This window comes from Cupriavidus basilensis, assembly GCF_029335485.1.
GTDB lineage: Bacteria > Pseudomonadota > Gammaproteobacteria > Burkholderiales > Burkholderiaceae > Cupriavidus > Cupriavidus basilensis_E.
The window spans coordinates 1-14,812 of record NZ_JARJLM010000447.1 but is presented as its reverse complement, the minus strand read 5'-3'; the positions used below and the strand labels follow the sequence as shown (position 1 = coordinate 14,812).

At 69.0% G+C, this 14,812-nt stretch carries 11 protein-coding genes; 10 read left to right on the top strand and 1 reads right to left on the bottom strand.

The annotated features are described in order from the left end of the window. Positions 1-8 precede the first annotated feature (8 nt). Positions 9-1,025, bottom strand: coding sequence for an LLM class flavin-dependent oxidoreductase (locus P3W85_RS27260; protein WP_276267035.1), 1,017 nt, complete (start codon positions 1,023-1,025; stop codon positions 9-11). A gap of 112 nt (positions 1,026-1,137) precedes the next feature. On the opposite strand from P3W85_RS27260, the gene P3W85_RS27255 reads away from it, so the two are divergent. The 10 genes from P3W85_RS27255 to P3W85_RS27210 form a co-directional block, all read left to right on the top strand. Then, positions 1,138-1,785 carry a TetR/AcrR family transcriptional regulator gene (locus tag P3W85_RS27255; protein WP_017228914.1) on the top strand — a complete coding sequence of 216 codons (648 nt, stop codon included), beginning with the start codon at positions 1,138-1,140 and terminating at the stop codon, positions 1,783-1,785. A gap of 179 nt (positions 1,786-1,964) precedes the next feature. Further along, positions 1,965-2,564 carry an acyl-homoserine-lactone synthase gene (locus P3W85_RS27250; protein ID WP_276267034.1) on the top strand — a complete coding sequence of 200 codons (600 nt, stop codon included), beginning with the start codon at positions 1,965-1,967 and terminating at the stop codon, positions 2,562-2,564. 123 nt (positions 2,565-2,687) lie between these two features. Beyond that, positions 2,688-4,775, top strand: a complete 2,088-nt coding sequence (locus P3W85_RS27245; RefSeq protein ID WP_276267033.1) for an AMP-binding protein — start codon at positions 2,688-2,690, stop codon at positions 4,773-4,775. After that, positions 4,762-5,085, top strand: a complete 324-nt coding sequence (locus tag P3W85_RS27240) for an acyl carrier protein (RefSeq protein ID WP_276267032.1) — start codon at positions 4,762-4,764, stop codon at positions 5,083-5,085. The genes P3W85_RS27245 and P3W85_RS27240 overlap by 14 nt, the downstream gene beginning before the upstream one ends. After that, a complete protein-coding gene (locus P3W85_RS27235; protein ID WP_276267031.1) occupies positions 5,082-6,179 on the top strand; it encodes a Rieske 2Fe-2S domain-containing protein in 1,098 nt (365 codons plus the stop codon). The genes P3W85_RS27240 and P3W85_RS27235 overlap by 4 nt, the downstream gene beginning before the upstream one ends. A gap of 41 nt (positions 6,180-6,220) precedes the next feature. Then, the gene (locus P3W85_RS27230; RefSeq protein ID WP_276267030.1) at positions 6,221-7,858 is read left to right on the top strand and encodes an aminotransferase class I/II-fold pyridoxal phosphate-dependent enzyme; all 1,638 of its coding nucleotides are present in this window, start codon (positions 6,221-6,223) and stop codon (positions 7,856-7,858) included. A 34-nt stretch (positions 7,859-7,892) separates the two neighbouring features. Next, entirely contained in the window at positions 7,893-9,539 is a 1,647-nt protein-coding gene (locus tag P3W85_RS27225) for an AMP-binding protein (RefSeq protein ID WP_276267029.1), read from the top strand. After that, the gene (locus P3W85_RS27220; protein WP_276267028.1) at positions 9,536-12,067 is read left to right on the top strand and encodes a polyketide synthase; all 2,532 of its coding nucleotides are present in this window, start codon (positions 9,536-9,538) and stop codon (positions 12,065-12,067) included. The genes P3W85_RS27225 and P3W85_RS27220 overlap by 4 nt, the downstream gene beginning before the upstream one ends. Before the next feature lie 4 nt (positions 12,068-12,071). Next, complete coding sequence (locus tag P3W85_RS27215) at positions 12,072-13,247, top strand: acyl-CoA dehydrogenase family protein (protein ID WP_017225876.1); 1,176 nt, start codon at positions 12,072-12,074, stop codon at positions 13,245-13,247. Then, positions 13,244-14,812: aminotransferase class III-fold pyridoxal phosphate-dependent enzyme (locus P3W85_RS27210; RefSeq protein WP_276267027.1), on the top strand; the 1,569-nt coding region annotated here is incomplete at its 3' end. The genes P3W85_RS27215 and P3W85_RS27210, both read left to right, overlap by 4 nt.

The following is a 14,812-nucleotide window of genomic DNA, read 5'->3' as shown; positions in this document are numbered from 1 at the left end:
GCCGACGCTCAGAGCGCGGCCCTGGCCACCGGCTCCACCGCCCGCATCGCCAGCGCCGCGATCTCGAAGGAACGCAGGCGGGCTTCATGGTCATGGATCTGCGCGGTAAGCATCAGTTCGTCGGGCCGCAGGTCCTCGATAAAATTGCGCAGGCCGGTGCGCACGCCGTCTGGATCGCCCACCACCGAGCACGCCAGCGAGCGGCGGATATGCGTGGCCTCGGTCTCGGTCCACAGCAGCTCGATATTGTCCACCGGGGGCCGGATCGGGCCGGGATGACCGCGCACCAGCGCCAGGAACTGCTGCTGCAGCGAGCTGAACAGGCGCCGCGCCTGCGTGTCCGAATCCGCCGCGAAGACGTTGAGGCCCAGCATCACATGCGGCTTGGACAATTGCTCCGACGGCTGGAAGGTCTGGCGATACAGATCGACCGCCTGGCGCATGAAGCCCGGCGCGAAATGCGAGGCAAAGGCGAACGGCAACCCCATCGACGCTGCCAGCTGCGCGCTGAACAGGCTGGAACCAAGCAGCCACAGCGGCACCTTCAGGCCCGCGCCGGGCACCGCGCGCAAGCGCTGGCCGGGGCGCGGGGCGTCGAAATACGCCTGCAGCTCCGCCACATCCTGCGGGAAGGCATCGGCCGTGTCCTGCGTGGCGCTGCGGCGCAGCGCGCGGGCGGTGGACTGGTCGGTGCCGGGCGCGCGGCCCAGGCCAAGATCGATGCGGCCGGGAAACAGCGAGGCGAGCGTGCCGAACTGTTCGGCCACCACCAGCGGCGAGTGGTTCGGCAGCATGATGCCGCCCGAGCCCACGCGAATGGTGGACGTGCCGTTGGCGACATAGCCGATCAGCACCGCGGTGGCGGCGCTGGCGATGCCGGGCATATTGTGATGCTCGGCCAGCCAGAAGCGGCGATAGCCCAGGCGCTCGGCGTGCTGCGCCAGCGCCAGCGAATTGCGCATGGCCTGGCCGGCATCTCCACCTTCCACGATGGGCGACAGATCAAGCAGGGAATAGGGGATCATGGATTTCCTTGGGGGCGGCACGCACTCTCGATGGTGTCCACCGGACCACGGCAAATTATTGAACGATCACTATAGTAATCACCGCTGGCGTCACTGGCAACGGAAAAATATAATGACCACGATGAAAAAGAGTGTTTCCGGTGCGGGCCGCGGGCGGCCCAGGCAATTCGATCGCGACGAGGCGCTGGGCCAGGCCTTGTCGCTGTTCTGGCGCTATGGCTACGGGTCCACCTCCATCGCCGCGCTCACCGAGGCGATGGCGATCACCGCCCCGAGCCTGTACGCCGCCTTCGGCAGCAAGGAGCAGTTGTTCTACGAAGCGGTGGACCGCTACGCGGAAACCCATGGCGCCCTGCTCTACCGTCCGCTGCAAGGTGCCGGCAGCGCGCGGGAAGCCGTGCAGGCGCTGCTGGGCGGCGCGGCGGCGCTGTTCAGCGCCAAGGGCAACCCGGCGGGATGCTTCCTGATGACGGGCAGCAGTTGCCCGGCCGACTGCGCCTATATCGAGGACACGCTGCGCCAGCGCCGCAAGGAAAAGGAACTGGCCCTGCAGGCCTGCATCCAGCAAGGCATCGCCAGCGGCGAGCTGCCGGACGGCACCGATGCGGCGGGCCTCGCCCGGTTCTTCAACACGGTGATGCTGGGGATGTCGATGCAGGCGCGCGACGGGACGCCGCGCGCCGCGCTGGAGGCGCTCGCCGCCACCGCGATGCTGGCGTGGCCGGTAGCACAGCAGGCAAAGGCCGCCAGGAAACGCTGACCCGAGGCATCGCTGGAACCGGTGCCACAAAACACAAGCCGCCTCCATATAGGCTTTTCATTGCGACATCCTCGCCGGCGCGCGCGCCCCGCCCGCGCGGCCGATCCACCACTTCTGGTAGTTACGGGATTCCCCCGCCCATAGTTCAATCGAACCCTGTCCAGACGCAGGGAGAACATGTGGAAATCGTTTCGGGAAATGCGCACGAATTGACGCCGGCGATGATGCAACGCATCGCGCGCTACCGGCACAAGGTATTCGTGGAATCGCTCGGCTGGCAGCTGCGCTGCGACGATGACATGGAACTCGATCAGTTTGACCGGCCGGATACGGTCTACGTGGCTGCGCAGATGCACGGCGAAGTGGTCGGGACCGCCCGGCTGCTGCCCACCACGCGCCCCTATCTTCTCGGCGATGTCTTCCCCCAACTCCTGAATGGCGCGCTCCCGCCGGCTTCGGCCGAGGTCTGGGAACTGTCGCGCTTTGCCGCCACGCCCGCCGCTTCGGCAACGGGCGACGCGCTCGGGCACTTGTCCTCGCCGCTGGCCGTCAGGCTGCTCGGCGCCGCGCTGGCGTGCGCAAAGGCACGCGGCGCCAGACACCTGATCACCGTCTCCCCGCTGGGCGTGGAACGCCTGTTGCGCAACGCCGGCTTCCGCGCGCGACGGGCCGGCGTGCCGATCCTGGCACAGGGCCAGCATATCGTCGCCTGCCTGATCGACACCGCCTGCGGTCCGCGCACCGCAGCGCGAAACACCGAAGAACCGGCGCTGGCCTAGACAGTGTCCTGAACACCGGCCGGCATCCCGCCGGCGCCTCGCCTTCAAGTCCCCGCGCCGTCGCGCCCGGGTGTCTCCACGCTTGCGCGCCGTTCCCGAACCCCATCCACGACCTTCAACAGCATGCTGACCGGAACCGTGACAGACAGCGTCTTGCCGCAACGATTGACGGAGCGTACCTTCCTGGATGCGATCCGGCGTAACGCCTGCGAACAGCCCGACGGACTGGCTTACCATTTCCTGCGCGCCGAGGACGGCGCCGACGAACTGGTCTCGCACCGGCAGCTCGCCGAGCTGGTGGGCCGCTACGCGCATGCGCTGAGCGAGCTGCGGCGTGCCGGCGCCTCGCGCCAGGACCGGGTCGTGATCGTACTGCCGCAAGGCAAGGACTTCGTGGCCGCGTTCTACGGCTGCATTGCCGCCGGCGCCGTGGCGGTGCCCACCTTCCCGCCCGGCACCGCGCTGCAGGCCGAGCGCATCCGGCACATCCTGATGGACCTGCGCGATGGCATCGTGCTGGCCGAACGGGACTGCCTCGACACCTCCCTGTCCCACCTGCGGCACGATCCCGCGCTGGCCGCCATCCGCTGGTGCCCGGTGGCCGAGCTGCAGACCGAGCGCCGCACCAGCCTGGCGCCGTTCGCGCCCGATGCCGGCGCGATCGCCATGCTGCAGTACACCTCCGGCTCCACCGGCAAGCCCAAGGGCGTCATGGTCAGCAACCGGAACCTGGTGGATAACTCCCAGCTGATCCAGGATTGCTTCCACCATCGCCGCGAGACCAGCCGCTCGGTGATCTGGCTGCCGCCCTACCATGACATGGGCCTGGTCGGCGGCGTGCTGCAGCCTACCCACGCGGGCTTTCCCGCCCTGCTGATGCCAACCAGCATGCTGGTGCGCAACCCCTACCGCTGGCTGGCGGCGATCAGCGAGTTCCGGGGCACCAGCAGCGGCGGGCCGAATTTCGCGTTCCAGCTGTGCGTGAACCATATCCGCGAACGCGATCTCGGCAAGCTCGATCTCGGCAGCTGGAACATCGCCTTTTGCGGCGCCGAGCCGATCAGCCACCGCACCATGACGGAGTTTGCCGCGCGCTTCGCCCCGGCGGGTTTCCGCCCGGAAGCGATCTATCCCTGCTACGGCATGGCGGAAACGACCCTGATGGTCACCGGCAAGCCGCACGCCGAGCACTTCCGCGCGATGAACGTGGATGCGCGCGCACTGGCCAGGGGCCTGCTGCGCGCGCAGGAGCACGGCGCGCCCGGCGCCCAGGCAGTAGTGAGCTGCGGCAGGACGCACCCCAGCCTGGACCTGCGCATCGTCGATCCCGAACTGGGCCGCGAACGCATGGATCGCGAGATCGGCGAGATCTGGATCAGCGGTCCCAGCGTTGCCCAGGGCTACCTGGGCGATCCCGAGGGCTCGGAGAAGACCTTCGGGCAAACCATCGCCGGCGGCACCCGCCGCTATCTGCGAACCGGCGACCTGGGCTTCGTCGACAAGGGCGAGGTGTATGTCACCGGGCGCATGAAAGAACTGCTGATCATCCGCGGCGCCAACTACTATCCGCAGGATATCGAGCAGGCCGCCGCGCTGGCGTGCCCGGAGTTCGTCAACTGCCGCTTCGCCGCCTTCCCCTTGTCGGTCGAAGGCGCGGAGGCCATCGCCATCGCCGCGGAATGCCCGCGCACGCTGGCAAACTACGAAGAGGCCGCCCGCCGCATCAATGCGCGCGTGATCGAGAACTACGGCATCAAGGCGCAGGTCATCCTGTTCGTGCCGCGCAAGACCATCAAGGTCACCTCCTCGGGCAAGCTGCAGCGCATGGCGATCCGCCATGACTTCCTGGCCGGCGACCTGCCGGTCTATCACCGCTCCGACGACCTGCGCGAAGCGGTCCCGCCATCCGCGCCGGCCGGCGAGCTTGCCGCCTGGACCATCAAGGACATCCGCGCCTGGATCGTCGCCAGGATCGGCATGATCACCCGCGCCGACCCCGCCAGGATCCACCCGGACGACAGTTTCGCGGCACTCGCGCTCGACTCGGTTTCCTCGCTGGAGATCCTCTCCGAGCTGGACCAGGAGCACGGCATCGGCGTGGCGCCCGACTCGCTCTACAAACACAACACGCCAGAGCTGCTCGCTCGCGAAATCCACCGGCTCTGGCACCTCAAGCAATCCTCGGCGGGAGTTCGTCATGGCATCGCGTAACTGCACATCCGGCACATTCGGCACATCCGGTACCCCCGGCGCACCCGGCACCTCCGCAACGCTGATCGAGTTCATCAGCGACAGCTTTCTCGGCGACGGCACCCGGATCGCCGCCGACACCGCGCTGCTGGACCTGAACATCCTGGATTCGGCCGCGCTCTTCGACGTGGTCGATTTCATCCACCGGCAGTTCGCCATCGGCATTCCCGTCGGCGAAGTGCATCCGAACAACTTCGCCAGCGTCCGTGCCCTGACGCAATTGATCGAACGCCTGCAGTCCGCTCCACAACCCGCCGAGGTATCCCGATGATTCCCAATCAGTGGTACGCCATCCTGCGCAGTGAAGATATACGGAAAAAGCCAGTCGGCATCACCCGCTTCTCCAAGAAACTGGTGCTCTACCGCGACAACGCGGGCCGCGCGGTCTGCCTGGACGATCGCTGCCCGCACAAGGGCATCCCGCTCAGCAATGGCAAGCAGCATGGCGACCATATCGCCTGCCCGTATCACGGCTTCCAGTTCAACCAGGAAGGCAAGTGCGTGCACATGCCCGTACTGGGCCGCAACGGCACCATTCCCAAAGCCATGTGCGTGCGCTCCTACACGCTGCGGGAGGAGCACGGGCTGATCTGGTTCTGGACCGGCGCGGGGCAGGCGGACACGCTGCCGCCGGTGCCGATGTTCGAGAACTTCAGCCGGTACAAGGGCTTTACCTCGCGCTACGGCTGGAATGCGCCGGTGCATTACACCCGCTACGTGGAAAGCGTCTGCGAGGTGTATCACGTGCCCTTCGTGCACAAGGGCTCCGCGCTCAACATCTGGGACCCCAAGGGCGGCCGCGTCGACGACTTCAAATGCGAGGTCAATGGCACCCTGATCAGCAGCAACTTCATCCTGCGCGCCGACGACGAGCGCACCGCCGAGGAAACCCTGCACGCCATGCTGCCATGGAAGCGCGGCTGGCGCATCGGCGTCGATGTGCAGATGCCGAACATGGTGCAGATCCGCAACGACGTATTCGACGTCTACGTGATCGCCACGCCCATCGACGACGACAACTGCTGGGTCTGCGTGTGCTACCAGGAGCCCAAGCGGGACCTGCTGCTGCCGATGATCAAGCCGCTGCCGATTCCGGTCTGGCGCAGGGTGCGGCCATGGATGATGTGCCGCATGGAACGCTACATCCAGCAGGCCAAGGATATGGAGGCCATCCGCGGGCAGGAGCCGCGCATCTCCCACCTGAAGGCCAACAAGCTGATCGCCCTGGACAAGGTCAACGCCTACTACCTCAAGCTGCGCGACGCCCTGTCCCGGGCCGCGCTGGAAAACCAGCCGGCGCAAGCCGCCATCGCGGCGGCCGCGCAGCCGGATCCCGTCACGCACAACGAGATGGCCGCCGACTGAGCGTGCCGGCCCCGTCCTATTACCTGTCCCTGGGAAGTTCCATGAACGAAGCCGCCATGAACGAAGCCGAATTGATAGACCATGCCCGAAAGTTCGCCGCCGTGCGCGACGTGGTGATGACGCACTCCCAGTACGCCGAAGCCGAACTCGATCCCGACGCGCTGCTGCAGGAGGAACTCGGCATCGACTCGATCATGCTGGCCGCCATCGTCGCCGACCTGCAAAAGGTCTTCCAGGGCGCGGAGCGCGTCAGCGCGGACCAGTTCGACACCCTGGGCGCCCTGATACAGGGCTTCGCCAGGTTCGCGCTCGAGCCTGCGGCCACCTTCCGGTCGGCGCCGGCCGAAGCCGCGCAGACGGAGTGCGCGGCGCAAGCCGGCGAACAGAGTGAACAGGGGGAACAGCGGGAACAGCGCGGACAGGAAGACGCGCGCCTCACCATGCGCGACTTCATCGGCGGCGGTGAGTCCGACCTGTTCGCCAAGGCGCGGCGCTTCTCCCGCTTCCTGCAGGAACGGGAGGCGCACGGGGAATTCTGGTATGGCATGGCCTCGAATGGCCTGTGCACCAACCGCGCGCGCATCTTCGACAAGTACGAGGGCCGCGAACGCGAGTTCCTGCTGTTCGCCTCCAACAACTATCTCGGCCTGGCCAACGACCCGCGCGTCATCGAGGCCATGACCGCGGCCGTGCGCGAGTATGGCGCCACCAATACGGGCAGCCGCCTGATCGGCGGCACCACCCGCCTGCATCTCGCGCTCGAGCAGCGCCTGGCCAGGTTCAAGGGCCGCGAGGACTGCATCGTGTTCCCGTCGGGCTACTCGGCCAACCTCGGCACCATCTCCGCCCTGCTTGGCGCCAACGACCTGGTCATCACCGACGTCTACAACCACATGAGCATCCAGGACGGTTGCAAGTTGTCCGGCGCGGCGAAGAAGATCTACGCGCACAACGACATGGCCTCGCTGGAAGACGTGCTCCGCCGCGCCGACGGCAAGCCGGGCGGACGGCTGATCGTGGCCGACGGCGTCTTCAGCATGCACGGCGACGTGGTCGACCTGCCCGGACTGACGCGCCTGGCCCGCAAATACGGCGCCAAGGTACTGATCGACGATGCGCATTCCACCGGCGTGCTCGGCGCCACCGGCTCCGGCACCACCGAGCACTTCGGCATGAAGGGCGCCGCCGACCTGGAGGTGGGCACCATGAGCAAGGCGCTCGGCGGCCAGGGCGGCTTCGTGGCGGGCGACCAGGAGGTCATCGACTACCTGCGCTTCTACGCCAACGCCTATGTGTTCGCCGCCACCATTCCGGCGGCGGTGGCCGCCGGCCTGATCGCTTCGCTCGACATCCTCGAAGCCGAACCGCAGCGGCTGCAACGGCTGTGGGACAACATCCGCTACCTCAAATCCACGCTGGAAGGCTGCGGATTCGATACCGAACAATCGGCCAGCGCCATCATCCCCATCGTCATCGGCGACGAAGGGCGCGCGATGGCCATGGGGCGCTCGGTACGCCGGCGCGGCCTGTTCTGCCAGACCGTGGTCTTTCCGGGCGTGGCGGTGGGCGATGCCCGGCTGCGCATCAGCGTGCTGGCATCCCATACCAGGGAAGACCTCGACGAGGCCCTGCGGATCCTGGTCGAGGCGGCGCACGAAAACCGTCTCCTGGCGCAATGAGCCGGCCCGCCCAATGCTCTTGAGAACACCGGCCATGAATACGCCCGACCCGCACGCGTTGGTTCACCTCGCCCTGCTGCGCCATGCGAGTGAACGGCCTGCGGCGCCCTTCCTGCTGGCCGGCGCCGGCGCGACCTATCACCAGGCGGCCTGCTGGGTGGGACGGCTTGCGCGCAGCGGCCTGCTGCCCCCGCCAGGCTCGGCCACGGCCATCTGGATGGGCAAGGGCAATACCTATGCGCTCGGCATCCTGGCCGCACTGTTCGCGGGCAACCGCTATTTGCCGCTGGATGGCGCACAGCCCGTGGAGCGGGCCAACACCATCGTCGGCGACGCCGGCGCCAGTGTGCTGATCGTGGACCGCGCGCATGCGGCCATGTGGCTGCGGCAGGCGCTGCCCAGCGTGCTCGAACGGCTCATCGTCATCGACGAGCAGGAACACCACGAATCGTTCCCGCTGCCCCCTTCCCCGCATGCCGCCGTGGTCAGCCTGAGCGCCGACCTGCGCGAGCTCGCCGGTATGGCACCCGCCGCGGCGGAGCCAGCCGGCGCCGGCTGCCATGAAGTCTGGCCAACGGTACTGCCGTGCGGGCCGGACGACGTGGCCGCCGTGCTCTATACCTCGGGTTCGACCGGCCAGCCCAAGGGCGTCCAGCTGAGCCGCCGCAACCTGGACAATTTCGTGCGCTGGAGCGTGGATGAACTGGCGCTGCAGCCCGGCGACCGGCTGCTGAACCTGGCAAGCTTCAATTTCGACCTGAGCACCTTCGACCTGTTCGCCAGCCTGCGTGCCGGCGCGGCGCTGTACGTCGCCAGCGAAGCCGAGACCAGGCAGGTGGCGCTGGTGGCGAACATCCTCGAGCAACAGGCCATCACCGTGCTCTACACCGTGCCGTCGATGCTGGCCCTGCTCAACCGGGCCGATGCCTGGGCCCGCATGGCACCCTGCTCGCTGCGCCGCGTGGTGTTCGCCGGCGAGGTCATGCCGAAGCCGCAGCTGCGCGCGATGGCAGGGCAGCTTGCGCCGGACTGCCGCTTCTACAACTTCTACGGGCCCACCGAGACCAATGTCTGCCTCTACCATCGCGTGAGCGAGGCCGACCTGGCCAGCGACGCGCCCTTGCCCGTCGGCACGCCGGTCGCCGCGACCGAGGTCTGGCTCCAGGACGAGGCGGGACAGCCCATCATGCAAGCCGGGCAGCTGGGCGAGATCTGGGTACGCGGCGATTGCGTGACGCCGGGCTACTGGCAGCGCGAGGCGGACCCCAATACGCCCAATCACCGCCTCGGCATGCACGCGACCGGCGATTACGGCGAGCTGGTGGACGGCCTGCTGGTCTATCGCGGCCGCAAGGACCGCATGTTCAAGCTCAACGGCTACCGCATCGAGCTTGGCGAGATCGAGGCGGCCCTGGCGCGCCATCCGGCCATTCACGAGGTGGCCGTGCTGGCCCACCCCGGCCACGGCTCGGCTTCGCCGCGCGTGCATGCGTGGTATGTGACGCGCGCCGCCGGCCAACCGCTCGCGGCGCTGGATCTCAAGCGCTTTTGCGCGGACTTCCTGCCGAGCTACATGATCCCGCACGGCATCACGCAGCATGCTGCCTTGCCCAGGACACCGAACGGCAAGATCGACTATCGCCAGCTGAGCCGGCAGCTGGAGCAGGGAGCGCGCGCATGAGCGGGCAGCATGGCACCCGCGCCGGCATGGCGATTACCGGCATGGCCTGCCGGTATCCGCGCGCGGACGGGCTCGATGCCGTGTGGCAACGCCTGTGCGATCCCGCCGCCGCTGCGTCCGCGCACGCCGCGCAGGTGCGGCATCTCGGCCCGCCGCGCGCCGGCTATGCCGAATTCGGCATTCCGCCGATCTACCGGAACTCGATCAACCAGGTGCAGCTGGACCTGCTGGCGCTGGCGCGCGAAGCCCTCAGGCAAGCCGGCCTGGACGACGACGCGATCGACCGCGAGCGCACCGACGTGATCTTCTGCACCGCGCTCGGCATGAACCGGCAGTACGAGAACCATGCCCGCATCGCCGCCGTCGCGTGGGCCGAGGCTTGCTGGCCGCTGGGCGGCACCGGCATCGCCGCCAGCCGCCAGGCCTGGAAGCGCAAGCTCGATACGGTCTTCCGCGCCACTTCCCACGACAAGGTCGGCGAGATGGCGAGCACCATGCCGGCCCGCGTGGCCGCGCACTTCCGGCTGCGCGGCCGGGCGCTGGCGCTCGAGTCGCAGGAGTTGGGCGGGATCGAAGCGCTGCTGGCGGCCATGGACGCCATCGAACTGGGCCAGGCGCATACCGTGCTGCTGCTGGGCGCGCAGTGCCTGGCGTCGCCGCTGGCCGAAGCAGTGCTGCGCGAGCGCCTGCCCGCCGGCCTGACGGCGGCACTGAGCGAAGGCGCCTGCGCGCTGGTGCTGCAGGACGGCCGCGCCGCCGCCGGGCGCGCCATCGCGCGGATAGAGCGCATCGAGCTGGAACCCCTGGCGGGCCCGCGCCGGCAACCCGCGGCGGCGGCGCACGATGCGGAGCGGCGCTTCTACGTGCTCGACGGCATCGGAGACAACGGTGGCAGCGGTGGCACCGATGAGGGCGGTAGCGGCGGCAGCATCCCGCCCCGTGCCAGCCTGCAGGCGCACAAGGCATGCGGCTACGGCTACGCCATACAGGCGCTCAGCGCGCTCATCCAGGCCGCCCTGCTCCAGCAGCGCGGCTGTCCGCCGGCCGCCGGCACGCCGGGCACGGTGCGAACCGCCGTGCTCGGCGCCGGCCTGGATGGCGCCCGCTATCGCATCTGCCTGGCCGAGGCAGCCTCACCGGCGGGCGAAGGCTGCGCCGCCCCGGCCGCCGCGCCGGTCGCCGTGCTTGGCCTGGGCGCGTGCTTCGGCGACGGCCGCGACAGCAGCGACTACTGGGAGGCCCTGCGCGCGCCTGGACATCGCTTCCGCGCGCTGCCGCCCGAGCGCTTTGGCCGCGCGGCCTACCACGACCCGGACCCGCAGGCGCCGATCAGCTACTACGCCGCACAGGCATCCTTCAGCGAGCTTGCCCGGGGCGACGCCGCCTTGCCGCTGCGGGCACCCGCCTTCGAGCTGGCCCGGTCGGCCGCACGCGAAGCCTTTTCCATGCTGCCCGACGGCATCGCGGCGCAGGCTGGCCCACTGCTGGTAGTGACGGCCTCCAACCTGACGCTGGCGCCGGAAAAACAGCTGGCCGCGCGCTACCTGCTGCCACGGATAGCCGCCGCGCTGGAAGAACTGGCGCGGGAACTGGGGCTGCCGGATGACGCCGCGCGGCACGCGGTGGCGCAGCTGCGGACCCGGGCACTGCAGGAGCCGGCGCCATGCATCGACGGGCAAACCTGGCACCAGCTCTGCGCCAGCGGCATCAGCCGGGAACTGGCGCGCGCGCTGGGCGCCGCGGCGCGCCACGTGGCCGTGGAAGCCGCCTGCGCCGGTTCGCTGGCCGCGCTGGAGCTGGCCGTCAACAGCCTGCGCAACGGCCGCTGCCGGCTGGCCGTGGTGGCTGGCGTGGAAGCCCCGGTCAACATTGCTGACCTCGTGCTGTGCGCCTCGCAGCGCATGCTTGCGCCCGGCGTGATCGCCAGCTTCACGCGGAAAGCCACCGGCTTCACGCCGGGGGACGGCGCCGGGGTAGTGGTGCTGTGTGCCAAGGCCGATGCCGACCGGTGGGGCCTTCCCGCCATGGCGGCGATCCGCTCGATCGCCGCCAGCACGCAGAGCCGATCCATCGTCGCGCCCAATCCGCCCGGACAGATCGCGTCGATGCAGCGCGCCTTCGCGCAGGTCGAATTCGCGCCAGGCGCCGTGGACTTCGTCGAGACGCACGGCACCGGCACCGCCATCGGCGACGAAGTCGAGATCGCATCGCTGGCGGCGGTCTATGCCGACCAGGCCCGCACCCTGCGCCTGGGCGCCCTGAAGTCGCGCTTCGGCCACTGCTTCGCCGCGGCGGGCATGGCCAGCCTGATCAAGACCATCCTGGCGCTGCGCAAGCAGGAATTGCCCGCCAATCATTTCGCCGCGCCCATCAAGCCGGAACTGGCGCTGTCCGGGCACAACTTCGACCCGCTCGAGCAGGCCAGCCCATGGCCTGCCGGCGGGCCGCGCATCCGGCGCGCCGCCGTCAACGCCTTCGGTACCGGCGGCATCAACTACCACCTCCTTCTTGAAGAAAGCGGAGATTGAGCCCATGGACTTCTCCACCAGCCCGCGCCACCGGGATATCGCCCGGCGCATGGCCGCCCTCGGGCGCGACTTGCAGGACCCCGGCCTGGCCGAACGCGACCGCCAGGGGCGCTTTTCCCGGGAGTTGTGGTCCACGCTTGCCCGCCAGCGGGTACATGCGCTCACGGTAGCACCGGAGCACGGCGGCGAGGGCTTCGGCGCACTGGACCTGGTGTTCGCGCTGGAAGCCCTGGCGGAGCACTGCGAGGACACCGGCCTGCTGTTCGCGCTGGCCGCCCACCTGTGCGCCTGCCTGCATCCCCTCGCCCGCTTCGGCGACCCGGCGCTGCAGCAGCGCTGGCTGCCGGCCATCGTGCAGGAAGGCCAGATCGGCGCGCACGCCATCACCGAGGCCGGCGCCGGCTCCGACATCAATGCCATGCGCTGCACCGCCACGCGCGACGGCGATGGCTACCGCCTGCATGGCGAGAAGCGCTACATCACCAACGCGCCGGTATGCGACTTCATCGTCGTGCATGCCCGTACCGGCGCAGGCAAGGGCTTCCTCGACTACAGCGCCTTTGTGCTCGACAGCCGCACCCCGGGCGTGCAGCTCAGCCACAAGCCGCACGAGAAGGTCGGCCTGCGCACCACGGCCATGGGCGATATCCGCTTCGACGGCGCCTGGGTCCACGCCTCGCAGCGCCTCGGCGCCGAAGGCAACGGCGGCCCGATCTTCCAGGCCAGCATGGCGTGGGAGCGCAGCTGCCTGTTCGCCATCTACCTGGGCGCGATGCGCCGCCAGCTGCGCCGCACCTGCCAGCACGCCGAGACGCGCGTGCAGTTCGGCCAGCCGCTGATCGCGCACCAGGCCATCGCCCATCGCATCGCCGACATGCACGTGCGCCTGGAAAGCGCGCGGCTTGCCTGCCTCAAGGCCGCCTGGGAGCTGGACCACGCGCAGTCCGGCCAGGACACCCCGGCCATGGCCAAGCTGCTGGTCTCCGAGGCCAGCATCCGCAACGGCCTGGACGCCTTGCATATCCACGGCGCCAGCGGCGTGCTCGAGGGCGACGTCGAGCGGCAGTTGCGCAACGCCCTTCCCTCCACGCTGTTTTCGGGAGGCAATGAAGTCCTCAAGGATCAGCTGCTGCGGCAACTTCGCCGCGAACTCAGGCACGGAACAGGCCAGGCACGATGACGATACAGACCAGCGTAGGACAAGCCATCCTCGGCAAGGAAGACCTGCTCGCCGCCGCGGGCGTCTTCGTCGAGTACACCCGCGCCATGGGGGACCATCTCTTCATGGCCGGCGAGGACGGCCAGGAGGTGCCGGTGCTCGACCTCGTCGGCGGCTTCGGCGCCTCCCTGCTTGGGCACTATCATCCGGAAGTCACCCAGGTGATGCAGCATTGCCTGGACCGGCGGCGGCCCTTCCTCGCCCAGGGCTCGTGCCGCCAGCGCGCGGCGGACCTGAAGGACAGCCTGGCCGATTACCTGTTGCGGCACACCGGCACCGCCTTCAGCATCGCCCTGCTCAGCACCGGTACCGAGGCGGTCGAGGCGGCGCTGAAGCATGCCCGCTATGCCTACACCAAGCGCATCGAGCACCTGGCCAACGCCTGCGCCGCCAATGTGCGCGAGCTGCTTACCCGCCTGGAACGCGGCGAGGCGCGGATCGAGCCAGCGCTGCTGCAAGCCTGCGAGCGCCTGCTCGGCCAGGAGCCGCTGGCGTCGCTGGACGACCTGCTGACCGCGCTGGGCGCGGCCAACCAGCAGGCCTTCAACCAGCAGGCGGTGATTGCGGCCTTCCCGCGCGCCTTCCACGGCAAGACCATGGGCTCGCTCGCCCATACGTGGAACCGCGATGCCCGGCTGCCATTCATCCGCAACCACAGCGGCGCGCTCTTTATCGAGCAGCCGCAGGACTTCCTGGACGACGTGGCGCGGCGCAGCCTTGCCTACTTCGCCTTCGAGTTCAATCCGCTGCGGCTGGTCCGGCGCACCGCGCCCACGCTGGCGGCGGTGATCTACGAGCCGATCCGCGGCGAAGGCGGCGTGCTCGAGCTCGGCCCGGCCGAGAAGACCCTGCTGCGCGAGTTGCGCGCGCAATACCCGGAAGTCGCGCTGATCGCCGACGAGATCCAGTGCGGGCTCGGCCGCACCGGCCACCCCGTCGAGAGCCATGCCTGCGAGCTGCCGGCGGACTACCTCACCTTCGCCAAGTCACTGGGCGGCGGCCTGACGAAGATCTCCGCCCTGGCCGTGCGCAAGGATCTCTATCACCCCGAATTCGGCATGCTGCACAGCTCCACCTTCGCCGAGGACGACCTGTCCTCCTCGGTCGCCAGGCGCAGCCTGGAGATCATCGAGCGCGACGACCTCGCCGGGCGCAGCGCCAGGCTCGGCCAGGCACTGCTGCGCGAGCTGCGCGGCCTGCAGAAGCGCTGGCCCGGGGTCATACGCGATGTGCGCGGGCGCGGCTGCATGCTGGGCGTGGAGCTGGAGGACTTCTCGGAGCACCCGTCCGCGGTGCTGGCCAGCCTGTCGCAGCAGCAAATGCTCGGCATGCTGTGCGCGGGCTACCTGCTGCACGGCCACCGCGTGCGCGTGCTGCCCTCGCTCGGGCGCCGCCGCGTGCTGCGCATACAGCCTTCGGCCTATCTCGGCGCCGAGGATATCCGCCTGGCCTGCCATGCGCTGGAAGCGCTGTGCGCCTTGCTGGATGCGGGCGACGCCGCCGCCTTGCTGCAACACCTGTCCGGC

Excerpts from the sequence above, each read along its gene's own strand:
- P3W85_RS27260 (WP_276267035.1), bottom strand. The coding sequence starts at position 1,025 with ATGATCCCCTATTCCCTGCTTGATCTGTCGCCCATCGTGGAAGGTGGA.
- P3W85_RS27255 (WP_017228914.1), top strand. The coding sequence starts at position 1,138 with ATGACCACGATGAAAAAGAGTGTTTCCGGTGCGGGCCGCGGGCGGCCC.
- P3W85_RS27245 (WP_276267033.1), top strand. The coding sequence starts at position 2,688 with ATGCTGACCGGAACCGTGACAGACAGCGTCTTGCCGCAACGATTGACG.
- P3W85_RS27240 (WP_276267032.1), top strand. The coding sequence starts at position 4,762 with ATGGCATCGCGTAACTGCACATCCGGCACATTCGGCACATCCGGTACC.
- P3W85_RS27235 (WP_276267031.1), top strand. The coding sequence starts at position 5,082 with ATGATTCCCAATCAGTGGTACGCCATCCTGCGCAGTGAAGATATACGG.
- P3W85_RS27230 (WP_276267030.1), top strand. The coding sequence starts at position 6,221 with ATGAACGAAGCCGCCATGAACGAAGCCGAATTGATAGACCATGCCCGA.
- P3W85_RS27225 (WP_276267029.1), top strand. The coding sequence starts at position 7,893 with ATGAATACGCCCGACCCGCACGCGTTGGTTCACCTCGCCCTGCTGCGC.
- P3W85_RS27220 (WP_276267028.1), top strand. The coding sequence starts at position 9,536 with ATGAGCGGGCAGCATGGCACCCGCGCCGGCATGGCGATTACCGGCATG.
- P3W85_RS27215 (WP_017225876.1), top strand. The coding sequence starts at position 12,072 with ATGGACTTCTCCACCAGCCCGCGCCACCGGGATATCGCCCGGCGCATG.